Source organism: Mycoplasmopsis mustelae (genome assembly GCF_004365095.1).
Taxonomy (GTDB): domain Bacteria; phylum Bacillota_I; class Bacilli_A; order Mycoplasmatales; family Metamycoplasmataceae; genus Mycoplasmopsis; species Mycoplasmopsis mustelae.
In genome coordinates, this window is the sequence record NZ_SOCN01000001.1 from 515,729 (window position 1) to 540,015 (window position 24,287).

At 27.6% G+C, this 24,287-nt stretch carries 21 protein-coding genes, 1 tRNA gene and 1 pseudogene; 17 read left to right on the plus strand and 6 right to left on the minus strand.

The window, feature by feature from the left end; all coding sequences use genetic code 4:
• The first annotated feature begins 164 nt into the window (after window positions 1-164).
• The 3 genes from BCF59_RS02225 to BCF59_RS02235 all read left to right on the plus strand — a co-directional run bounded on the left by BCF59_RS02225 (window position 165) and on the right by BCF59_RS02235 (window position 2,569).
• Window positions 165-368 carry a cation transporter gene (locus BCF59_RS02225; RefSeq protein ID WP_134110810.1) on the plus strand — a complete coding sequence of 68 codons (204 nt, stop codon included), beginning with the start codon at window positions 165-167 and terminating at the stop codon, window positions 366-368.
• A complete protein-coding gene (locus BCF59_RS02230) occupies window positions 352-2,415 on the plus strand; it encodes a heavy metal translocating P-type ATPase (protein WP_166666789.1) in 2,064 nt (687 codons plus the stop codon). The genes BCF59_RS02225 and BCF59_RS02230 overlap by 17 nt, the downstream gene beginning before the upstream one ends.
• 79 nt (window positions 2,416-2,494) lie before the next feature.
• A tRNA-Trp gene (locus BCF59_RS02235) sits at window positions 2,495-2,569 on the plus strand.
• 66 nt (window positions 2,570-2,635) lie between these two features.
• On the opposite strand, the gene BCF59_RS03685 is transcribed toward BCF59_RS02235, so the two are convergent.
• The 3 genes from BCF59_RS03685 to rpmH are packed head-to-tail and all read right to left on the minus strand — an operon-like array spanning window position 2,636 to window position 5,434.
• The gene (locus BCF59_RS03685) at window positions 2,636-4,951 is read right to left on the minus strand and encodes a YidC/Oxa1 family membrane protein insertase (protein ID WP_234851415.1); all 2,316 of its coding nucleotides are present in this window, start codon (window positions 4,949-4,951) and stop codon (window positions 2,636-2,638) included.
• Window positions 4,935-5,270, minus strand: a complete 336-nt coding sequence (gene rnpA, locus BCF59_RS02245) for a ribonuclease P protein component (RefSeq protein ID WP_134110814.1) — start codon at window positions 5,268-5,270, stop codon at window positions 4,935-4,937. The genes BCF59_RS03685 and rnpA overlap by 17 nt, the downstream gene beginning before the upstream one ends.
• Window positions 5,271-5,287: 17 nt before the next feature.
• The gene (gene rpmH, locus BCF59_RS02250) at window positions 5,288-5,434 is read right to left on the minus strand and encodes a 50S ribosomal protein L34 (RefSeq protein WP_015287724.1); all 147 of its coding nucleotides are present in this window, start codon (window positions 5,432-5,434) and stop codon (window positions 5,288-5,290) included.
• A gap of 185 nt (window positions 5,435-5,619) precedes the next feature.
• On the opposite strand from rpmH, the gene serS reads away from it, so the two are divergent.
• The gene (gene serS / locus BCF59_RS02255; RefSeq protein ID WP_134110816.1) at window positions 5,620-6,888 is read left to right on the plus strand and encodes a serine--tRNA ligase; all 1,269 of its coding nucleotides are present in this window, start codon (window positions 5,620-5,622) and stop codon (window positions 6,886-6,888) included.
• Window positions 6,888-7,736 (plus strand): HAD-IIB family hydrolase, encoded by an 849-nt coding sequence (locus BCF59_RS02260; RefSeq protein WP_134110817.1) that lies wholly within the window; start codon window positions 6,888-6,890, stop codon window positions 7,734-7,736. Before serS ends, BCF59_RS02260 begins: the two co-directional genes overlap by 1 nt.
• 405 nt (window positions 7,737-8,141) lie before the next feature.
• On the opposite strand, the gene BCF59_RS02265 is transcribed toward BCF59_RS02260, so the two are convergent.
• Together BCF59_RS02265 and BCF59_RS02270 are read right to left on the minus strand one after the other, a co-directional pair.
• Entirely contained in the window at window positions 8,142-9,947 is a 1,806-nt protein-coding gene (locus tag BCF59_RS02265) for a hypothetical protein (protein WP_134110819.1), read from the minus strand.
• A 594-nt stretch (window positions 9,948-10,541) separates the two neighbouring features.
• Window positions 10,542-11,084 carry a hypothetical protein gene (locus BCF59_RS02270; protein WP_134110821.1) on the minus strand — a complete coding sequence of 181 codons (543 nt, stop codon included), beginning with the start codon at window positions 11,082-11,084 and terminating at the stop codon, window positions 10,542-10,544.
• A gap of 272 nt (window positions 11,085-11,356) precedes the next feature.
• Here BCF59_RS02270 and BCF59_RS03720 point away from each other — a divergent pair, with 272 nt between their 5' ends.
• The 8 genes and pseudogenes from BCF59_RS03720 (at window position 11,357) to BCF59_RS02305 (ending at window position 18,898) form a co-directional block, all read left to right on the plus strand.
• Window positions 11,357-11,482, plus strand: a complete 126-nt coding sequence (locus BCF59_RS03720) for a hypothetical protein (RefSeq protein ID WP_268810732.1) — start codon at window positions 11,357-11,359, stop codon at window positions 11,480-11,482.
• A gap of 261 nt (window positions 11,483-11,743) precedes the next feature.
• Entirely contained in the window at window positions 11,744-12,583 is an 840-nt protein-coding gene (locus BCF59_RS02275; protein ID WP_134110823.1) for a MurR/RpiR family transcriptional regulator, read from the plus strand.
• A gap of 89 nt (window positions 12,584-12,672) precedes the next feature.
• Window positions 12,673-14,678, plus strand: a pseudogene (locus tag BCF59_RS03735) (PTS fructose transporter subunit IIABC).
• The gene (locus tag BCF59_RS02285) at window positions 14,653-14,925 is read left to right on the plus strand and encodes a hypothetical protein (RefSeq protein WP_134110825.1); all 273 of its coding nucleotides are present in this window, start codon (window positions 14,653-14,655) and stop codon (window positions 14,923-14,925) included. Before BCF59_RS03735 ends, BCF59_RS02285 begins: the two are co-directional and overlap by 26 nt.
• Window positions 14,918-15,823: a type I phosphomannose isomerase catalytic subunit gene (locus BCF59_RS02290; RefSeq protein ID WP_134110827.1), complete on the plus strand. Its 906-nt coding sequence runs from the start codon at window positions 14,918-14,920 to the stop codon at window positions 15,821-15,823. Before BCF59_RS02285 ends, BCF59_RS02290 begins: the two co-directional genes overlap by 8 nt.
• A 117-nt stretch (window positions 15,824-15,940) precedes the next feature.
• Window positions 15,941-17,374 (plus strand): hypothetical protein, encoded by a 1,434-nt coding sequence (locus BCF59_RS02295; RefSeq protein ID WP_134110829.1) that lies wholly within the window; start codon window positions 15,941-15,943, stop codon window positions 17,372-17,374.
• 1 nt (window position 17,375) lies between these two features.
• Window positions 17,376-18,098, plus strand: coding sequence for a hypothetical protein (locus BCF59_RS02300; protein WP_134110831.1), 723 nt, complete (start codon window positions 17,376-17,378; stop codon window positions 18,096-18,098).
• A gap of 380 nt (window positions 18,099-18,478) precedes the next feature.
• Window positions 18,479-18,898, plus strand: a complete 420-nt coding sequence (locus BCF59_RS02305; protein WP_134110833.1) for a hypothetical protein — start codon at window positions 18,479-18,481, stop codon at window positions 18,896-18,898.
• Between the two features lie 133 nt (window positions 18,899-19,031).
• Here the strand turns inward: BCF59_RS02305 and ffh are convergent, their stop codons facing one another.
• Entirely contained in the window at window positions 19,032-20,381 is a 1,350-nt protein-coding gene (gene ffh, locus BCF59_RS02310) for a signal recognition particle protein (RefSeq protein ID WP_134110835.1), read from the minus strand.
• A gap of 68 nt (window positions 20,382-20,449) precedes the next feature.
• Between ffh and BCF59_RS02315 the strand changes: the two genes are divergently transcribed.
• From BCF59_RS02315 to BCF59_RS02330, 4 genes are all read left to right on the plus strand, one after another.
• A complete protein-coding gene (locus BCF59_RS02315) occupies window positions 20,450-21,388 on the plus strand; it encodes an RluA family pseudouridine synthase (RefSeq protein WP_134110837.1) in 939 nt (312 codons plus the stop codon).
• On the plus strand, window positions 21,381-22,280 hold the full coding sequence (locus tag BCF59_RS02320; protein ID WP_134110839.1) for a hypothetical protein: 900 nt from the start codon (window positions 21,381-21,383) through the stop codon (window positions 22,278-22,280). The genes BCF59_RS02315 and BCF59_RS02320 overlap by 8 nt, the downstream gene beginning before the upstream one ends.
• Before the next feature lie 108 nt (window positions 22,281-22,388).
• Window positions 22,389-23,369: a recombinase RecA gene (recA, locus tag BCF59_RS02325; protein WP_134110842.1), complete on the plus strand. Its 981-nt coding sequence runs from the start codon at window positions 22,389-22,391 to the stop codon at window positions 23,367-23,369.
• Window positions 23,370-23,426: 57 nt separating this feature from the next.
• On the plus strand, window positions 23,427-24,269 hold the full coding sequence (locus BCF59_RS02330; protein ID WP_134110844.1) for a TIGR00282 family metallophosphoesterase: 843 nt from the start codon (window positions 23,427-23,429) through the stop codon (window positions 24,267-24,269).
• Window positions 24,270-24,287 lie beyond the last annotated feature (18 nt).

The window sequence follows — 24,287 nt, forward strand, 5'->3', positions numbered from 1 at the left end:
TAAAATAGATCTAAAAAAGCATTTTTTTACTTTTATCAATTTTATTTTGTATTATGATATTATGTAGAATTGTAGGTTATTTCATTTCGTACATTTGAAATATCTGCAATCCTTGATACATATAAATATTATGTTATCCAAATTTGTCTAAAAGGAGAAAACGTATGACACGTTATTTTACTGTTAATGTTTCATGTGCGTCATGTAAATCACACATTGATAAACAATTTAAAGATTATCCAGAAATTAAATATTCAGTTAATTTAATGGAAAAAATGCTTAAAGTTGATGCAGATGAAGAAAAATATCCAGATGAATTAATTATTAAATTAGCAAAACAAGCAGGATATGATGCAGAACCCTATTAATAAAATGGTTTTTAGAAAATTCTTTAATTGGCTTTGAACTCCTAAAAATAATCTAATAGTTCAAGTCGCTATTTTTATCCCAACATTCGCGATTTTAGTTACAAGTTTGATTAGTATGCAAATTAATAAGTCAAAGACAGGTTCTGCGGTTGATATCTTTACAACTAATGGTCAACAATGAGTATTCTTGCTGGTGGCAGCATTAGCTAGTGTTTTAGTATTTGTAACATCGGTTGGTTACTTTAAAAATTATTGACGATTATTTAAAGGTTCCGTAAGTATGGACTTACTGATAGCTATCGGAGTTCATTTATCATACTTCTATTCATTGATTCTTACTATTATTACACTTTCTACAAAGGGTTATTCAGGCATAGATATGTACTTTTGGGATGTACCTTCGGCTTTATTAACATTTATAGGAATAGGTCATTACTTAGAAAATAAATTAATGCGTAAATCAAGTATTGGTATAAAAGAATTATTACAATTACAAAATCGTACTGCAATTTTAGTACAAGCGGACGGTGGTACAAAACAAGTACCTACTCGTTCATTAAAAGTTGGTGATATTATTTTGCTACCAAAAGGACAAAACGTCCCGGTTGATGGTGTTGTTATAGAAAATAGTTCAGATTTAGATATGGCTGCAATAAACGGAGAACCCTTACCTAAGTTTGTTGAGCCTGGAGATCATGTTGTTTCGGGCGCAATCAATTTAACAACATCACTAAAAATTCAAGTTCAAAAAAAAATGCAGGATTCTACCTTAACAAAAATTATTGATAAATTAGAAAATATAGTTGATTCAACTTCAAAAATTCAACGTTTAGCAGATAAATTAGTTAAATATTTTATTCCAAGTATTTTATCAATTGCTGCAATTAGTTTTATTATTTGAACCTCAATTTTATACTCGATTGATAAAACTAGCTGACCAAACTATTTTGATAATGAAACAAGCGGAATATATTATGGAATTAAAATTGGCGTTTCGGTAGTTGTGATTGCGTGTCCTTGTGCGTTTGGAATTGCTGCACCAGCCGCAATTTATGCTGCAAGTGGGTTAGCTTCTAAAAACAAGATTTTATTTTCATCAGCTGATGTTTATGAAAAACTTAAAAAAGCTAAATATCTTATTTTTGATAAAACTGGTACCTTAACTCAAGGAAAACCAACAATTCAAAAAGTTTTAGGGGATGAAAATTTTAAAATTATTGCAGAAAGTTTAGCTAGCAAATCACACCACCCGCTTTCACAAGTTATTGCGAATCTAGAAGCTGATAATACAAGAATTGTGATAACAAATGAACAAGAAATTCCAGGTTATGGAATTACTGGTCAATATGATCAGGATACCTACGAGTTAGGTTCTTATAAAAAAATGCTTGATAAAGGTTTTTTAGATAAAGTTAAGATAGCAAACTTTGAATCATTTAGTTATGTTGCATTAGCAAAAAATCGGGAAGTAGTTTTAGTTTATGCATTAGGTGATAAACTTAAACCTGACGCTAAGAAAATTATTCAAAAATTTCATGATTTAGGTTTAGAGATTGTTATAGCTTCAGGTGATAATAATGAGGTTGTTAGTCAAATAGCGCAAGAATTAAATATTGAACACCACCACGGACAACTTCGGCCAGAGGAAAAATTAGAACTTATAAAAGAATACAACAAAAAAGGCGAAACCATTTTTGTTGGTGATGGTTTAAATGATATTTTGGCTATTAAGCAAGCATCGTTAGGAATCGCCTTTTCTAGTGGTTCAGACTTAGTAAATAGCTCAGCAGATATTTCATTAATGACTAATGAATTACACACTGTATATCAAGCAATTTATTTAGCTAAAGAAACACTAAAGGTTATTAAAATTAATTTTGTGTGAGCTTTTGTATTTAATTTCTTAGCAATTCCACTAGCTATTAGCGGTATCATATTACCTTGATTAGCGGCAATTATTATGATTATTTCAAACATTTTACTGTTAAGTAATACTTTATACTTTAAAAATCGTACAGCCAAAAAGCTAATTAAAATTATTCAATAAATATTTAAAACAAGGTATTATTAGATACCTTGTTTTAAATCTTGTTAAATTATGTTATAATATAATACATATCAATGTTAGGAGTATAGTTCAACGGTAGAACAACGGGCTTCAACCCCGTGTGTTGTGGGTTCGAATCCTGCTACTCCTGCCATTTTTTAACAAATTTTTACGCAAGAAAACACCAATAATTAACATTGGTGTTTTACTTATGAATTTATTATGTTGTAGCTTTGAGCATTCGTTTTGAATATTTATTCTTGAATCATTTAGTTTTTTTAAGGCGATGTAAGAATAATACTTCTAGAATTTGTCAAAGTCCACCAAATAATCAGTATACTTGTACTCCGACAGAGAATAGTACGGTAATTACAGCAAATACAATTACCATAATTTTTTGAGTTCGTTCAGATTTTTTGAGTGCTTGTGCTTCTGAAACGGTAGTTGCGCGCTTAAATTTGCGACGATCTAATAGTTTAGGAAGAATTTGAGATAGAACTTGAATTGCAATGGTGAGAATTAAGATTCAAGCATAAATAAATTCTCCACTCATAATTTTAGATCATGATAATGAAGAGAAATTCAATCCTAATCAAACTGTTTGTTTAATTTCAGGGATACCTTGGATCACCCGTCACATTGCCAAAAATACAGGCATGGTAAGTAATAAACTACCAAATTGATCCATTGGATTTATGTTATATTTAGAATATAAAGCCTGAATTTCTTGATTTTTTTTCATCTTCATTGCTTTATTTTTCTCAAAGCCTGCATATTTAGCTTCAATAGCGGCTTTTTTAGATCTTAATCCTTCTTGAACACTTTGAGTAACTTTTGATTTAAATGTTACAAGAAACATTAAAAATCTGGTAATAACTAATGCAATGACAATAACTATAATTGAACCTCAACCATATCAGTCAGGGATTGCTTGACGCATGGCTTGAGTTAGTGCGGCCAATGGATAAACTAATAAACCATAAAATGGCCCATATTTTCAAGCTTCACCCCAGTTGGTGATTGGTTGGCTTGGATAATCGCCACGCATTGGCATATTGATATCATAAATATTTTGTTTGTTGTTATTACCTAAATGAATTAAAATATTTTTTTGTCAGTTATATTTTTCTGCTTCGCTTTTGCTTGCGCGTTTAATAGTTGAGGTTGCGTCAAATTTTCTTAAATCAGCCTTATTTATCAATCCTACTTGTGATAGATACTCTTGCATGGTTTGTTGATAAACTTCTATTAAACTTTTCTCTACCTGTGAAATTTTAATTCCTTGTGGTTGAATATCGACAGGTTTGGTTACTTTAGCAAGATTTTTGGTTTTTTGGTCATCGGAAAGTTTATTAAATTCTTCTTTAACTTTATTTAATAAAGTTTGTAGTTGACTTTCGTTATTATTTGCTTGTTTCAATTCGTTTTTAAATTGAGTTTGTTGATCTGCATTTAGTAATTCGATGTTGTAACTAACGTCTTGTTTTAATTGTTGTATTTTTTCAATATCTTGCTGTGCTTGAAGTTTTTTACCCAAGAAGATAAGATAATCACTAAATGTATTATATCCTGCTTCATTTTCTTTGTTTTCTCTAAGAACGGATTCGTTTAATTTATTAACAAATGCGCTATTTGGACCGAATGAATAATTATAAAGGGTTTGTAAAATATCACGAGCAAATTGTACATTAAGAAGTTTTATAGTTTTTTCATTTCCTGTTTTATCTTTAAAAGTTGCAGTACCTTCATATTTTGGAATGCTTTGAAGACCGCTAAAACTTAATAAAGTAAAGTTTTTATTTGCATCAACATCGTTAATATTTGTGTTTGTTCCGTTTGCTTTATGAGTTTTTAAACGAATTGTTTTGTCGTTTGCACTACTTGGAAAATCAAGTAAAACAATGTTTTGAATATTATTAAAATATTCGTATTTTTTTGAAGTATTAGCACGGTAAAGGAATTGTGATTCTTCTTTGTTTGTAATTAATCCATAACTAGCGTGTTCTTTTTCTGTATAAGCTACAGCTAATTTATAACCTAAACGTTCTGCAGTTTCTTTTTTTACATCTAAAGCAAATGCTGTATAGTATTGTTTAGGTTCAGCGTATTTACCATCATTTCTTTCGGTCTGCTCTTTTAGTTTTTGTAAGATATCACGGTTATTAACTAAGGTGTTTATGTCAGAATTCACAGAAAGAACAGAAACCGGAACTGAAAAAGTTTGATCTTTTTGAGCATCTTTAATGGTTTTTCCGTCATTATCAATGTAATTGATATTGGTATCTTGTTTTCTTTCTACCAATGTATTTACGCGTGGTGCAACTTGATTGTCGTTTAAATAAAATTCAATACTATTACCTACACTTGATGAATTTTTTAATGCGAACGATTGCACACATCCTGTGATGGTTAAACCAAATAATAGTGCATATAAAACCATTTTAATTCATTTTCAGATTTTCTTTAGGTTTTCTTTCTTTTTTTCTTCATCTTTACCACTTTGGGTAAAATAACTAAAATTATTTGTTTTTTTCATTATCCCTAAATTTCTCAAAGAGTTTTGCGATTGCGGTTTTTTTGGTAGCAAAATCGCTATTACAAAACTCTTTGCGAGCAATTATTACAAAATCATAATTTAAATCATATAAATTAATTTGATGAATGATTGCTTTAAGTTGTCTTTTGTTAAAATTACGACCAACAGAATTTTCAAATTTTTTTGGAACAGTTATTCCGATATGAAAACTATTGCTTTTTTGATAATAAACAACCAAATATTTATTTTGAAGAGATTTATTGTTGTTTATTATTTTTTGAAAATCTCAATTTTTTTTAAGTCGGTATTTTTTTTTCATTGAAAATTGAAAGTTTATTATTTGTCAGAAACTGTTAATCTTTTTCTACCCTTAGCTCTTCTTGCTGCTAATACTTTTCTTCCGTTTGCTGTTTTCATTCTTGCTCTGAAGCCATGAATTTTTGCATGTTTACGTTTATTAGGTTGATATGTACGTTTACTCATGTTTCCTCCTTCATTTTACTTTAATATTAAGAATATAAGCGTGTTAATATTATACAATAAAAGATTTTTTTAATAAATGCAAACTTTAAATAACTAAAAGTGCTATACTGTAGCGTTAAAAATTAGAATTATACTTTTAAAAACAGGTTTAAAAGTGTATAATTTGAAAGAAAGTTAGAGGTCTTATGTTGGATATAAAATATGTTTTAAGTAACGTCGATAAAGTTAAAAAAGGTTTACAAAAACGCAGGTTTGATATGAGCTTTTTTGATAAATTTTTAAATTTAGCAAAGCAAAGAGGTCAAAGCATGTCTGACGCACAAAATGCAAAAAGCAAACTCTCACAGCTTTCTAAACAATTTCAATTTTATAAGAATGATAAAATAAGACTAGAGCAACTAAAACAAGAAATTGTTAAAATCAAGCAAGATGAAGTAAATTTAAATCAACATGCAAATAGTTTAAACACTAAAATTAATGAGATGTTATTGTCAATTCCCAATCTTCCTTTAGATTCTGTACCAGTTGGTTCGGACGAAAATGATAATCAAGTTTTATATGAATTTGCTAATTTAGGTCGTGGTTTAGTTAAGGATATCAAGCCGCATTATGAAATTGCTAAAGACTTAGACATTATAGACATTGAACGAGCGGTTAAGTTATCTGGTTCGCGTTATGTTATTTATAAAAATCAAGGCTCTAAATTAGTGCGTGCTTTAATTAATTTTATGTTAGATTTACACACTTCTAAAGGTTATCAAGAATTTAATACGCCTGTAATAGTTAAAGAGCATATTTTATATGGTACTGGACAGTTGCCAAAATTTGTTGATGATTTATATAAAATCAGCGGCGCTAATGAGTATTTAATTCCCACTGCCGAAGTTACATTAACTAATATTTATAACAATGAAATTATTGATTTATCTACTACATTTAAAGCTACGGCATATACGGAATGTTTTCGTTCTGAAGCAGGTAGTTCTGGTAAGGATACCAAAGGGATTTTAAGACAGCACCAATTTAAAAAAATAGAATTAGTTAAAATAACTAATAAGGATGTTGCTTGAGATGAGTATTTAAAAACAGTTGATGATGCGCGCAGCGTTTTAGAGGCGTTAGAAATTCCATATCGTGCAGTTATCTTGTGTGGCGGAGATTTAGGATTTTCATCTATGTTTACAACTGATTTAGAATTATGACTTCCATCCGAACAACGCTATCGAGAAGTGTCTAGTGTTAGTTATTTTGGTGATTTTCAAGCACGTCGTGCGATGATTCGTTATCGTGATGCAGAATCAAAAGTACACTATGCACACACTATAAATGGATCTGGGTTAGCGGTTGACCGTGTTATTGCCGCGTTATTGGAAATTTATCAAAATCCAGATGGAAGCATTTCGATTCCTACTGTGTTGCAACCATATATGAATGGAGCAAGATTTATTAAATAATGCATTTTGAACCTTATGTTTTTGCTTTTGATTTAGACGGAACTTTACTTCAAAAAGATAATAGTGTGCATTCTTATACTCTTGAAATAATGCAAAAAATACAACAATCTGGACACATTAATGTAATTGCTACTGGGCGCGGAGTAGCTAAAACCTTACCCTTGCTAAATAATAAAACTATTGATTATGTTGACTACTTAGTATGCTCTAATGGTAGTTGTATTTATGATGTTAAAAAACAAACTACTTATATAATTAATACTTTAGATAAGGCAATTTTTCCTTATATGCGTAAAATTGCATTAGATCATAAATTGATTATAACAATTGATTCTGCTGATTATAATGCGACCGCATTACCTGATAATAAAGTGCCTGCCTGAATGACTGATGCCAATATAATGGATATGAATATTTTTAATCAAATTAATCTTGATCAAATGCAAGAGATAGTTGATTTATCTCGAACTAAACTAACTCAAATTGCGTTACGTAATCCATTAAATCAAGCAAAACAGATTACTGATTTAACTAGGGTAATGTTGAAAAAATTTGATTGTAATATTTATCTTACTAATTCTATTTATACTGATGTTAACCCAATTAACACATCTAAGTTAATTGGGATTGAATATGTTTTGAATTTATTGAATTTAACTACAAATAACTTAATTGCCTTTGGTGATAGTGGTAATGATATTGAAATGGTTTTAAAAGCCAAAATTGGCGTAGCGATGCAAAATGCTACTAGTGATTTGATTAAAGTTGCTGATGTGATAATTGGTAATCATAATAGCGCAACAATCGGCGAATACTTAGAAAAATATATAACAAAAACACAAGGTTAATCTTTCTTGTGTTTTTGAATGCTCTTTAAGCTAATTTTGAGAAATTTTTAGTTCTATATTGTCTATAAAAAAATGCTGTTGATAAACTTTATCAGAATTTACTGATTAATAAATGAATGTTAATAATTGAGTGTTTGAATTCAAGGAAATTTTGTGAATTTATTATGAGTATCACTACTAGTGTTTTTGAATTTTTTGTTATTTGCTATTTAATAACAAAAAGTTGAATAATTAGGTTTGTTATTTTTCCTATTAATACCAAAACCACCGATTTCTGCTTATTCTTTTAAACCTAGCAAATTTGTGTTATTTTATTTTTGTATGATAATATATGCTTTAGTTTTATCAGATATCAATTAATCAATTATATCTGTTTTTTACTAAGGAATTTTTGTAGAGATCTTCTTATATTTGTGATTTTGTTTCTTTTGTTTGTTGTAGGTTGTTATTTGTGGTTGAATTTTCAGCGGGTTGGCTTGCTTGTGTTTGTTCTGAATTTCCTTGGTTTTGTTCGCTAGTTTGAGTATTGGTGTTTGATGTCTCAGAACTTGCGGAAGTTTGGGTTGTGTTTGTTTTTTGCTCAGTAGTTGTTTTACTGCTGTTTTGTGTTTGATTTGTATTTTCTGCTGGTGCAGGTTGACTTGTGCTGTCGGTAGGGTTTGAAGTTTGATTTGTTGTATTCTTATTTGTTTTTGTTGGTTGATTGTTGATGCTTTTTGATGTTTGTGGTTTTGTTATGTTATGTAAAGTAATAATTTGTTTCATTGCGGGCGCTTCGGGCATTCCAACGATTTTGTATATAAAGGTTAATGTTTTAGTTTCTTCGTCTCAAGTTGAATTTGTAAACTTAACATTATTTTGATTAATTGGTTGTCCATCATTTGATAACCAATTAATGTTTAAACCATTTTTTATTATAAAGAATTGATTGTCTTCTTTATTTCCGCCTGTTGCAATACCAAATGTAGAAGTTGTGCGATACCTTTGTATACCTGGAAAAACACCATTTTTAGCTTTTAGTCTTTCTTGGATTTTATCGTATATTGTTTGGTCGCTGATATTTTCTTTTCTAATTAATGGATTTGAATAATCCACCTGTTTAGCAGTATCGGGGTTCAAATTTGCTTGGATTTCTGCTTTAAAGTCAGTTAATGTATTCTTTAAAGTTTTTGTAGCATTTTTTAATTCTTCCACGGTTGCGTTGGTTTTATTTATTTCTTGTTCTGCGGTTCGATAATTTTCGGGAAATTCTTTAACTTTTTGATAAAAAATTCTATAGTTAAGTTCATCGGTATCTGGTAAATTAAAGTTTTTAGCTTCTTTAATAACCATTAACAATGCTAATTTAGCATCTAAAAGTTCTTCTTTGTGAGGTTGTAAATTTTTAATATCATTTTTAACAGCGTTAAAAGTTTGTTCTAATGAATTGTTAAAATTAATTAATTCATTAATTGTCTTATTTTGATCTAATACATCATTTACTTGTTTTACCTGATCCATTAATTTCTTCTTATTCACTGAATCTTGGCTGTCTGAAAGAAAATTCGCATAACTATTTACTAATGTTTTTAATTCATTAAGTTTGTTTTTAAAGTGCTTTAAAAGTTCTGTTTGATATGTTGTTTCATCTACTGTTTGAAGAACGTCTTTATATTCTTTTTCTAAATTATTAAATATTTTGTTTAGTTTATCAACAGAGAATTGAAAGTTTTGAATAAATTCTGTAAGTTGACTAAGTTTATTCATCAAATCCTTAACGGATTGCATTTGTGCAAAATCATTGTTTAATTTGTTGTATTTTGGTGAATTAGAATTAAGTTTATTAACTATGTCGTTAAATTGACTAATTAAAGTGTTGGTGTTAGTGATCTTAGTTTGCAAATTATTTAAACTATTCTTAGCGATATCTAAATTTACGTTTGGATTATTAAATAAATCGCTTGTAGTAATTGAAGCATTTTGAGCCTCATTTAAACTATTATCAATTAAACTGTTCGCATCTAATTCTGAATCCTCATGTAGTTTAGCTACTATATCTTTAAGTTGTTCAAAATTAGTCATCGTAACTTTGAATTGTTGTAGCAAATCTTTCTTTTGTGGATTGGTGTTGTTATTTTTTGATACTTCTCCACATGCTATAGTGAGAGCCGGTGTAAAAAAACTTATTGAAGCGGTTGTTATTAAAAATAGTTTCTTAAATTTATTAGTCATATAATAATTCTAATAAATTATTTTTATTGTTTAAGTAAATAAAAGGATTTTGTGCACACATTTTGAATTTTTAGTTTGATATGGAATTTGATGTTTAAAAGTTATCTAAATAGATTAAAAAATTTATAAATAAAACGTTTTTTAATTATTTTCATTTATTTTAATTTGCTTTTCTTTTATTACAAAAAATAAAATTAGTAAGAAAAACTTTAAGATAAAAAGTGTGATTAAAGTGTCAAAATTACAATATGATTTTTCAAAAAAATGTATATGTTAATATTAACAAAATCTTTAAACTAACAAGATTATTTTTAATTTCTTTTTGCATTTCATCTATATTGTTTATTTAGTTTTTTAAATTTCTAATTGAATGAGATTAACATAAATGTAGCAAATAATGGCATCTTACTTTTTTTAAGTATTTTATTAACTTACTTCTGTGGGGGACTTTAACTTTGTTAGTGTTCCGTTCCTTTTGTTAATTGCAAGGTCATAAAATTTTTAAATTTGTGTTGTTTGACTGTTTTATTATTTAAATTTCAAAAAGTTAAAACCGGGTGATTTTGATAGAAATCTTTTAACATCTTAAATAAATTAACTCTTTCAATAAGTGTGCATTGCTACTAAATTCACCACAATAATAAAATCAAAAAGTGTCTCACAAATAAACTTTTTAAAACTTTGTTCGTTAATGTTGACTAAAAATGAGTTTTCGTTAATGATAAAAATTAATCTATCATAGAAATCAATAAATCTTCATTTTTTGTTATGTGTTATTCCTTTATTTACTTCTTCAACCATATCATCTAAAAATGGCAAACACATGTTGATCATCTCTTGTTGGTGTGGTTTAATTTCGCGGATGTATGCCTTTAAGAAATTAAGAAAGTGGCTAAAACTTATTAAATTTTCAAGGTATGTATTAGTAAGAAAGGTTGAATATAATGTATCTAAGTTATCAACGAAATCATCACATCAGATGTTGTCTAATTGACACATTTCATCATTAATTTCTAAATTTAAACGACTTTTTAACTTTGATGTATTAATTGCTAATAATTGTTTTAATACTCCATCGCATAAAAATGTTTTTGAAAAATTGCGTTCAAATTCACTGCTTTCGGTTTTGCTACACATCAAAAAGAGCGATTGGTATAAATCAGAGAGTTCGTTTTCTTTGAATATTTTCTTAATTGTTTTTTGTTGGTTCTGAATAAGTCTTTTAATTCTTTTCAGGTTGCTAATGTATTCATAATAAAAAATCCTTCTATTAGTTAAATCTAAGTAATTAGACTTGTTTAATAAAAGGATTAATTGTGTTTAATTTAATGTCTGATGGTAATATATAATAATGTATATCATAATTATTAAATAGTTGTTTAATAAAACAACTATAGAAAGGAGGTAATATGTTTAGTAATAAAAAGCCAAATGATCAAAGATCAGATGTTAAAAACCCTAATAATAGTGATTTTAAGAAAAATAATGATAATAGATCAAATCAAATAAATCCTAATCACAAACAATCAAAATAAACTATTAGGATTTATTGTCTTTTTTTGAAAGAGAGACAAATTTGAACCCAAAACAACATTATTTTATTTTAATTTTATAATGTTGTTTTGGGTTTTTTGTAATAATAGCATTGTATTTTTCATTAACTTTTTATATACATTATTATATATTATTATAATATAAAAATTTAATATTATTAAATTTACTATTTATTTTGCAAATTATCTAAGTAAACTATTCACACTTATTAAAACACAAAAAAGTTATATTATAATAGTAATATGAATAAACTTTTGACTACATTTTTTTCTAAAAATCAACTTGATAAATTAACAAAAACCGAATTAAATTTAATTAATTATGCTTCTAACTACCCTGAAGAATTTTATAAGTGTTCTATTAAACAGTTAGCAAATAAGGTAGATATCTCGATGTCGGTGATTTCAAAGCTTGTTAAAAAATTAAATTTTGATTCGCTAAAAGATATGCAATTTTTTGTGTATCATAATTTTCTAAATACAGATATTAAAAACACCGAAAATATTGATTATCAAAAGATAATATTAAAACAATTATTTTTGTTTTACCGCGAATCAATTTCAAAAACCTCACATTTAATTGATTTAAATCAAATAAATAGAGCAATTAACAGTATTTTAGATAGCGAACGAATTTATTTATATGGTGCTGGTTCCTCTTATTTATCTGCCTCTGAATTGGGTATTAATTTAGCAAAAATCGGAATTAACGCAATAGCGTTTCGCGATTTTCATTCTTTATTATTAACAAGTAGTCAAAAAGATATTAAAAATAAATTAGTCATTTTATTTTCTAAATCATGTGATACTAAAGAAATTAAATTTGCAATTGAACTCTTTGTACTGTATAAAATCAAATTTTGATTGATAACAGCAAACAAACAAATTAAAAATAAATTAGACAATGTTATACTATATTCAACTTTGGAACAAAATAGAAGATTTGTTTCTATTTCATCTAAAATCAATCAACAATTTATTGCTGATTTACTCTTTTTGTTTATTCAGCGCAATAAAGTTTCAGATTTTGAAGCAAAATATGCTGAAAATATTAAAGTTTTAGAATTTTGAAATAAAAAATAATTTTCTAATATTTTAAAAAATATCAAAATTTTTTTCTTTTGCTTCTTATGTATTGTATTAAAGGTTAAAATACAAATACAGGAGGATAAATGCAAGTATTTAAAACTGAATATATTTTTGAAGCAGAAAATTTTCACACCAAAGAAGATGTATTAAATTTTATCGCTTCTAAAGCAGTTCAACTATCACTAAGCGAGTCAAAAGATGTAGTTTTGAAAGCATTAATACAAAGAGAAAATGAATTTTCAACCGGGATGGAAAAGGGTTTTGCGATTCCACATTGTCAATCCGATGCAATTAAACGGCCTGCTTTATTCTTTATTAGATCAACCAATGCTTTAAAGTGGCAAACATTTGATCAAAGTGATGTTAAATATATGTTTGTAATCTTAATTCCAAAAGAAAATAAAGATAATCTACATATGCAAACTTTAACTAAAGTTTCAACTATTTTATTGAATGAAAATCTTATAAATATTCTAAAAACTTCGATTGATAAAAATGAAATTTATCAACTAATTAGTTTGTTTATAAATGAAGAGAAAAATAATATAAATTCAGTTATATCAGGTAAAAAAGTAGTGGGTATTACTTCTTGTGCTGTAGGTATTGCACATACATATTTATCTGCCGAAACTTTGACCAAAAAATTGATAGAACTTGGATATCAACCAAAAATTGAAACACGTGGTTCGGTAGGAGTTCAAAATCAACTTACAAACCAAGACATTGCTGAAGCAGAATTTGTTATTATTGCTTCAGATGTAAAGATTCCGTTAGATGAGTTTAATAACAAAAAAGTTTATGTTACTTCTACGAAAGAAGCTATCCACAAAACCGAAGAAGTAATTAACAAAGCATTAAAATCACCAGTTTTTTATAGTAATAACAAAGTAGAAAAAACATATGATACTACTAAACAAGGTATTTTAAAACATATTATTAAAGGAATTTCATATATGATTCCATATGTTATTTTTGGTGGGATAATGATTGCTATTTCCTTAGGTTTAGGAAAAAGTATTTATGGAAATAATACTGAAGCACCAAAAGGTGATTTCTTGTGATGGTTATTGCAAATAGGAGTTGTTTCATTTACTCTAATGATTGGTGCTTTAGGTGCTTATATAGCATATTCTATTGCCGGCCGAGCAGAGCATTAATGCCCGCTTTTGTTGTAAGCTTTATAGCGAATAAAAGTGATTTATTTTTTAGTATCGGAGGAATTTCAGCGGTTACACCATTAGGGTTTATTGGGAGTATACTTTTTGGACTACTTATCGGTTATACAGTAAAATGGTTAACATCATTTAGGATACAAAAATCTATTAGTGCTATTATACCAATGTTTGTTATACCAATTGGAGTGACTTTATTTTATTCATTAATTGTAATTTTTGTAGTGGGTGCTCCAATTGGTTATGTTATGGATAAATTTATTGCCGCGTTAAAAACTGTATTTACCAGCGATAATAATATAGGAATTTGAATTGCACTACTATTGGGTATTTTATTAGGTGCAATGGCTGGTTTTGATATGGGTGGTCCCATTAATAAAGTTGCTTTTTTAACATCAACAGCTTTGGTTTCTCAAAATATTTTTGAACCAATGGGTATGGTAGGGGCAGCAATTCCTGTTGCGCCATTAGGGATGGGATTAGCAACTATTATTTTTAGAAAGAAATTCAATAATAATGAAAAGTCATTAGGTGCGTCTGCGATTTTGATGGGATTTATAGGAATTTCAGAAGGAGCAATACCATTTGCTGTGGCCGATCCTAAGCGCGTGATAGTTGCTAATGTTATTGGTTCCGCTGTTGCTGGTGGTTTAGCAGGTGTTCTAAGCGTTACAAATGCTGCTGCACACGGTGGACCAATTGTTGCTATTTTGGGTGCGGTAGGTTCACACACACATGGAACAGGATTAGGAATTTTATTTTACTTTATTGCAATTATTATTGGTATGATAATTACTGCTTTAATTTATGGTTTTTGAAAAGAAAAAGAAATTAAAAGTTTATCTAAATTATCAATGGCTTTATCAAAAATTAACTTTAAGAAAGGTAGAAATGATAAAAAAACTTTCAAAAGATAAAATTATCTTAATTGTTTTGCTATCAGTTACAACAATCGCTCTTATTATTGGTATTGTTTTAACTGTTTTAGGTTCACAACAATATATAAATTTTGTAAATAACGCAATAAAAAATGGTAAAAAAATCATTAATATTTCCGAATTTATTTATGGAATTTTCTTGTTAATTTTGTCGGTACTGCTTTATATAGTAACTGCATTATTTGCTAATTCACAGTTTAATAAAAAAATAAATCAAAATGTCTAACATTATCTTTTTGAAACCCTTTTTTAAACCAACCTTATGAGCTAATGATAATTTACAAAAAATGTATCATTTAAAAGAAAAAGTAGGTGAGGCTTGATTAATTTCTGTGATTAAAAATTGTGAATCAATAGTAAAATCAACAAATGAAAAATTAAGCGATTTTATAAAACATAATCCTGAGTTTTTTAATCTTTCTATAGAGGAGTCAAAAACTTTTGAATATCCTCATTTAATTAAATTTTTGGATGCAAAGACACCATTAAGTATTCAAGTACATCCTAATGATGAATATGCAAAAAAGTATCATTCATTAGGTAAAAATGAATGCTGGTATGTTCTAAAAACTAGTGATGAACCATTTATATTAGGAACAAACACAAATAAAAGGCAAGAAATATTGGAAGCAATTAATAGTCATTTAATTGAAAAATATTTAAATAAAATTAAACTAGAAAAAGATGATTTTGTTTATATACCAGCTGGTTTAATCCATGGTATCCCTTCAGAAACAATGGTGTTTGAATTACAGCAATCTAGTGATATAACATTTCGCTTATACGACTATGAACGTAGAGACATAAACGGAAATAAAAGAGAAATTCATATTAAAGAATCAATAGATACAATGAACCTTGATTTAGAAGTTAAAATACAAAAAGAACTTACTAATAATTTTTACCAAACCGAGAATTTTAAACTTACTAAGCTGAATTTAAAAAACCAACAAGAAGTAATTTCAACAAATAATGCTAAACATTGTGTGGAAGTTGTTGTTTTTGATGGTACTGGTTATATTAATAATATTCCTATAAAAACAGGAGATGCATTACTCATTAGTAAAAAACAACAAAATTTTCTTGTTAAAGGAACGGTTTCGCTTTTTATTAGTTTTATTTAAAAAAAGCAGCACCAAAATTTCTAGGACGGTGCTGCTTTTTTAAACTAAAGCAAAATACATTAGTGAATTTCATAATTTAATGTATTATAAATATAAAAATTAAATTAAGGAGCATAAATGAAAAAACTACTATTTAGTATTGGTGAACCTATTTCTGGTTTAGGTGGCTTAACGGGAATAGTTCCGCAAACTGCAAAAATTGAAGATGATTTATTACTTAAAAAACAATTCAGTAAAGATTTGACATCAAAAGACATAAGTAAAGCGATTCAATTTTCACAAAACGTATTTAAGGGTAAGGAAAATATAATAGATAGTATCTCAAATAGTATAATTGAGAGAAAAACAAGTGTAAATAAGACTATAAAAGAAACTATAACTTTTGATGATTTTTATGAAATTACCAATAGCATTATAGATGGATATAGAGCAAATAATTTTATAAATCAATTACAAGCAGAAGAAGCACGAAAATTAATAAATAAGCAAGCCTACAAATCATTTGTGAGTGATTTTAGTAAAGATATTAATTCATATAAAAAAGAATTCACAAAAATAGTTGCTACAAATAAACCAAAAAAACAAGATGAAGAGTTTAAAATTACAAGAACAGTTCTAGAGTCTGACAAAGGGTATGTGGTTAATCTTGTTAATAATGAAGTTAATTCTAAGGAATTAACAGTTCAGTTTTTTAAATTAGAAAACGAATTAAAAAATATCAATATCATATACAAAGGAATTAACGATAATATAGTAAATCTTAATTATAGAATAAAAGTTGCAATCGGTTTAAAAATTGCTGCATCAGCAACATCTATAGTAACTGCTTTTTTAGGTTTTTTTAGCTTAGGATTAGCATTTTTTCTTTCTGCTGGCGCTGGCGTAGCATCTATTGGTTTATCAATTCATATAAAAAATTTAAAAAGGCAAAAAGAGGCATACGTAAAGAATTTGGATTCAATTAAACTTCTAATTAAACCAGGAAAAAAATATGATAGTGGTTTTATGGATGCATATGGTTTTTCAAAAGATGTCATCACTAGTGTTCCAGTAAATGTTTTTAGCACTGTATGAAATTATTCTAAAGGACAAAAATTCTGATATTCGGGTCTTAAAGAAGGACTGAAAAACCTAAGAAAAGGATTTTTTTGACAAATACCAGGAATAGCGTTAGATATAGCTGACATCACAATATCAGTAAATGAAATTATTGGATTAAACAATGAATCAAGCAGGATAAATTCATATTTGCAGAATTTAGAAAACTGGCTTAATTTGATTAGTCAAAATTTAGAAAATATAAAAAAAGTAGAATGAGTTGTCGTAAAGGAAACACCACAAACAGCACCATATAACAAAGGTGGCATAGGAGGACGAAACGAAGTCTTTAAAAATTTAAAAACAGGAGAAATCTTAACGATTGATGAAATGTTAAAACAACCTGATTGAAAATTATATTCATGAGGATTGAAGAAAGTTTTTAATCCAAGATTAAATGTATGATACATTAGAAAATTACCAAATCATACAAAAAAAGATAATTTAGGTTAGTATGGACGCAATAGGTTTATACACTTCAATCGGTTTACTGTTATTTACTTGTTTATTTATATATCCGATTTATTCTTCTTTTTATATTTATAAATTTCAATATTTTTATTTTATTATTAGCGATGTATACAAAAGAGAAAAAGATATTAATCCTAATGAATATCACCACGAATTTGTAGATTTTTGAAAAGTGGTTTTAAAATATTCAAATTCATTTTATAAAAGGATGTTAATTTGATTGCTGATTGGTATATTTTGGTCAATTATTATTTTAGGGTTAGAATTATGATCAATAATTTATCAAGAAAAATTAGAATATAATGCCTCATACATTCTTGCTTGACTTCCTATGTTTTTTTTCTCTATAATAACTTTAATTGCTTCATATTTTATGTATATTAAATGTTTGGTTTATTGTAATCGGATAAAATTTCATTTTAGAGAAAAGTTTAAATTTTCAAAAATTATTTACAATAAACCTTTATTAAATTCTGAAATATATTTTAATAATAGTTTAAAACCTAATAACTATATACCTTTTCACACCTTTATTTTTGATAATTTTTCAAGGTTTTTGCGAATACATACATTTAAAAAACTCTTTAAAGATGATGCCTATAGTGTTTTTGGTTTCTTTATTTATAACATGCATAAATCAAGAAAGGAAATGCATAAAAATTATTTTAAAGGTTTATACAATGATTATGTAAACTTTTATAATTAAAGAAAACTAATATGGAGGTTTTATTAATTGCTTGAGAAATCATTAATATATTTTCAGTTTCTATGATTACTGTTCTTTTATGTCTTTATGGAATTGTATTAAGTATTCAAAAATATATTATTAGGTTTGTTTTTATAAAGACTCAAAGATTATTGGCGATACCAGAAGCAAAAAATACTCATTTGCTATTTTATGAGGGTTTTATAGAGTTTAAAAATTCAATAAAAAAATGAAAAAGAAAAAGCTGTATATTAATAATTTTTATATTTATTTTGATTTTCATAAATGTATTTATTATTTTAGTTTCTTACCTTGGTTATTTAGATTTGATACTTAAAGAAAACAATAGCGGTGCTTTTTATATAATATTTTACAGTATAATGGTTGGTATTTATGCCTTATCACTACTTATTTGCACATGCTTTATTTATTTTTATAAAAAAGTAGGAAAAAAATATCTTCCACATCTAACTAAATGAATTAATGAATTTAAATATTCATCAGGTGATAATTTTTACCTGAATGGTGAAAATGAGGAAATTCCAGAAAAAGAAAAACTTCTTGTTTATTTTTTTAACGAAAATAAAAAGAAGGCATATCTAGGTTATAACTTTATGTCTTATTTTAATGATGAATACGAACAACAAATTAAAATATTTTATTTTGTAATTTGAGGTTATCATTTTAAAGAAATTAATGATGGGGATATACATTATAGCGATTTATATCAATCATTTTTATACAACAAAAATAATAAACCAAAAGATGATTCTTTCTTTGATAAATTATTTAAGAAGTAAATGGCTTTAATTATTTTTATAAATTATGTTTGATAAACGAAAATCACTATGTGGTAGGTAAATTCGTTAAAATGCAAGGATAAAAACATGTATTGGGGTGATTAAAAACAGGGAATTATCCCTGTTTTTAAAATTATAATCCAAATCCGCCAAGACCACCTATACCACCACCACTTTTAAATGATTTAGCCATATCGCTCATTCTTTTTACCATTGCATCAAAATCTGCTAATAATTTATTAAATTCTTGAGCATTACGGCCGCTACCTTTTAAAACTCTTTCTTTGCGAGATGCTTGTCTTAACAGTTTGGGATTTTGACGTTCACGTTTAGTCATTGAAGAGATTAAAATTTGATAGACATACATTTTCTCTTCGGCTTTATCTAATTGATCTTCGCTTACTTTTGCAGAGAGATTACCGGGAAGCATTTTTAAGATTTTAGAGAACTTACCAAGGTTTTTTACTTGTTTAATTTGCTCTAATAAATCATCTAAAGTAAAGTTTCCACTAAAAATCTTATGAAACATCTTGGTTGCTTTATCTTCATCGATAACATCTTGAGCTTTTTCAATTAAGGTCATCACATCACCCATACCTAAAATTCTATCTGCCATACGTTCAGGATAAAAGAGATCTAAATTTGATGTTTTTTCACCAGTACCAATAAATCTGATTGGCAGATTTAAGATATATCTTAAGCTCAATGCAGCGCCGCCTCGGGCATCTGAATCTAACTTAGTTATAATGGTTCCGTTTAATTTAAGATTTTCATGGAAAGTTTTAGCCACATTAATAATATCCTGACCACTTAATGCGTCAGTTACAAATAAAATATCATCCGGATTGCAAATTTTCTTTAATCTACGCAATTCATCCATTAATTTTTCATCAATTGATAAACGACCAGCAGTATCAATGATAATTAAATCATTATCATTTTCTCTTGCAACCTTTAAAGCATTTTTAACAATTTCATCGGCACTTTTATCAACTCCCTCTTGGTGGTAGTCGATTTGGATATTTTTAGCTAATGTCACCAATTGTTCAACTGCGGCCGGACGGTAGATATCAGCAGCAACGACTAAAGGTTTTTGAACCATTTTTTTCTTTCTAAATCAATATGCTAATTTTGCTGCTGAAGTAGTTTTACCAGACCCTTGCAAACCACACATCATAATAACATACGTTTTTTTATTAATCTGAAATTCTTTAACTTTTCCACCTAAAATCTCAACTAATTCAGTGTGTAAAATTTTAATAAAGTGTTGTGACGGATTTAATTGTCCAATAATTTTTTCAGTCAAAGCTTTTTCTTTGACTTTATTGATAAATTCTTTAACAACTTGTAAATTAACGTCGGCTTCTAATAGCCCCATTTTAATATCGCGAGTAATTTCTAAAATATCAACTTCGTTTAAAGTGACCTTTTTTTGCACTTTTTCTAGTGCTTTTTGCATTCTCTTTTCTAAAAAACCTAACATAAGTTATATTATACAATAACCCTATATTTTCAAACTTGCTAATTTTGAAATTTGGTATAATTTTTAATATGATATATTTAATCGTAGAATATCAAGAAAGGATAGATAAATATATAGCAAATAATTCAGAAATATCACGTAATGATATTAAAGAATTAATTGATCAAAGAGTGGTATATGTTGATGGTGTTTTAGTTAATAAATCTAAATTTATGGTGCGAGAAGGTCAACACATTAAGATATTAAAAGTTTTAGATAAAACTCTTCATGTAGAACCTGAAGAAATGCAATTAGATATTGTTTATGATGACGAGTATTTAAGCGTTATTAATAAACCGTCTGGTTTAGTAGTACATCCGTCGCCCGGACATATTTCAGGGACATTAGTAAATGGATTACTATATCATTTTAAAAATAATCTATCAGATAAAAATGGATTATTAAGACCCGGAATAGTACACCGAATTGATAAGGATACTAGCGGCTTATTAATTATTGCCAAAAATAATCAAATACATCAGTTGTTATCTGAAAAATTTGTGACACATCAAATTAATCGTAAATATCTTGCAATATGTGATGGAATTATTGAAAATAAAAAAATGTTGTTAAATTTACCGATTGGTCGCTCTAATATAGATCGTCAAAAAATGACAATTACTAATATTAATTCTAAACCAGCAATTACACATATTAATTTGCTAAAAACTTTTTATATAGATTCAATGCCAAAATCTTTAGTTCAATGTGAATTGGAAACCGGAAGAACTCACCAGATCAGAGTGCACTTAAAATACATTGGAAATCCAGTTTATGGAGATCCAGTATATGGAAAAGCAATTGATGACAACGGACAACGCTTGCATGCTTATAAATTGGAATTCGAACATCCTATAACTAAACAATATTTAGAGTTTTATAGCAAACCGGGTGACAAATTTCGGGTAGCAGAATTTAATTTTGAAAAATTTATTCAAGAACACGAAACGAAAGGAAATAATGATTAATTGAAGAAATTTAAACTGAGATGAAATAGATAACACTGAAACTTTATGACAAAAATTTAAAAAGCAATCTAATTTGTGAATTATTTTTTATATTATTGTTATTGGTTTAGTGGCTGCAATTTCTTTAATTCAGGTGATTTATGTCGCTGTTGATAAAGCGGGTTATTTTGATTTACAAACTGAAATTTATAAGAAAATAGCAGAATCTAATTCAAACTTTCCCACTGGTAATATTTCTGAATATGTTCAATCAGATTTTATAAGAAATCTTACAACTAATTCGTTTTTAACTATATTTTTATTTACGCTTGTTGTGTTTTTTGTAATTTCGGTATTTAAAGCTTTTAAAAATCGCAATTTTAAATACTTAAACGGTTTAGCCTTAATGGGGATGTGATTTACCGCTATCTATAATATTATTGTCTTTTTTATAAATATTAGAAATTTCTTTGGTTTTCAAGGTTTTAGTGATTACAATGTTGCGATAATGATGGTTGTAACTAATGTTATTTTAGCAGTTTTATATTTACTTATTATATTTTTTCCAGGCAGAGAAGTAAGTAAATTAAGAAAGATGTTTATTTACTTTGAAGGCTACGTTTTGAGAAACAGAGTGATAGAAGAAAATTTAAAAAATATGAAAATGAGTGGTAATTTCCAAGAAATTTTTGCTCCATTTTTTGGTGCAAATGCTCAAGGTGCTAATCAAACTACAACAAGTTCAAACACACAAACAAGTGAAAAACCAGAAAAAAGTGAAGAATATCAAAGACTTTCAAAATTACCGTTAAGTCAATTACATAAAATAGCAGCAAAACTAAATATTTATGGACACGAAGATATTGAAAAAGATGAATTAATAGAAAAAATTATTCAATATTCAAAAAAATAATTACTAAGGTAATTATTTTTTATTGTATCAATTTATAATAAAAGTTCATTTTTTGTTCTTTTTTAGTTTGCATTTACCGATTTTTTTATTAATAAAGTAGGAGGAAAAATGGAAAATAATAAAGATATCATTTCTACTACGATTCATCAAATAGAAAAAAAATTTGGTAAAGAATCAATTATGTTGTTAGGAGATGTTCCTGATTTAGCGATTGAAACTTTTAGCACAGGTAGTATTACTTTAGATACCTTATTAGGTGGAGGTTATCCGAAAGGACGCATTATCGAAATTTATGGACCTGAAAGTTGTGGAAAGACAACGCTTTCTTTGCATGCAGTTGCAGAAGTTCAAAAATTAGGTGGGGTTGCGGCATTTATAGATGCTGAGCATTCAATTGATCCTTTGTTTGCTCAAAAAATTGGAGTAGATGTTAATAATTTAATACTTTCACAACCTGACAGCGGAGAACAAGCGATGGAAATAGTTGATATTTTAGCTAAAACAGGAAATATCGACTTAATTGTTGTTGATAGTGTTGCAGCGTTAGTGCCTGAGGCTGAATTAAATGGAGAAATGACTGACCAACAAATTGGAGCGCAGGCTCGCCTTATGTCGAAAGCATTACGTAAAATTACTGGAAATTTAAATAAAAATAAAACTACAATTATTTTTATTAATCAGATTAGAGAAAAAGTAGGTGTAATTTTTGGTAACCCTGAAACAACACCAGGAGGTCGTGCTTTAAAATTTTATTCAAGTATTCGTGTAGAAGTTCGCAAAGGACAAGCAATTGTTGAAGATAAAGAAATAATTGGTGCAGAAATTAAATTTAAAGTGGTTAAAAATAAAATAGCACCTCCATACAAAACTGGTCAAAGCGAATTTTACTTTGACAAAGGAATTGATAGAGTAGGAGAAATTATCGATTTAGCAACAGATAAAGAAATTTTAGATAAAAAAGGTGCTTGATATGGATATAACGGACAAAATATTGCACAAGGTAAAAAGAATTTAAGAGATTATTTATTAACTAATTCTGAGATATATCATGAAATATATAATAAAGTAAAAGAATTTAGTAAGCATTAAACTTGCTTAATTCTTTTTATTTTTTATAATTACAATATATATTATAAAGGAGATGTTATGGAAATTAAGGTTTTATTCTTAGGTGACATTTTTGGACTTCCTGGAATAATTACAGTTGAAAAATACTTACCAAAGCTGATTAAAGAATATCAAGTTGATTTTGTTATTGCTCAAGGAGAGAATGTTAGTGGTCGAAAAGGTTTAAGTGTTGAAGATTACCAACGTTTGAAGAACGCAGGAATTAATTGTTTTACTATGGGAAATCATGTTTGGGCCAATGACGGAATCTATCAAATTATAGAAAATGATGATATCATCCGTCCTTATAATGTTGATGCAGATTATCCTGGCGATGGAAGTAAAGTGTTTCAAATTAAAAATAAAACTTTACGTGTCTCTTCTTTTATGGGTCAAAGTTTTAATGAATTATTAAAACCATGACATCAACAATATGCAGATTCATTTATTTATAGTTTCGATAATTTATATTTTACTAAAAATAAAACTGATTTTCATTTTATAGATTTTCATGCTGAAACTACAAGTGAAAAATATGTTTTTGGTTTATACGTGGATGGAAAAGTTGATGCAATTTGTGGAACTCACACTCACGTTCAAACTAATGATGCGCATAGATTGCCAAAAGGAACTTTATATATTTCAGATGTAGGAATGGTTGGACCAATTGATTCGGCTATTGGTGTTCGTCCAAATGAAGTAATGTCTAAGATGTTAGATGAAGAAAAGAAGGGTAAATTTATTGTAAGTGATAATAATACTCAAATTAACGCAGTTTTATTAACGCTAAAAAGCAATGGAATTATCAATAAAGAAAATAAGATTCAAGTAATTAATATTTTTGATATAGATATTTATGCTAAAAAGGATCCAATTTTATAAATTGGATTTCTATAGCTG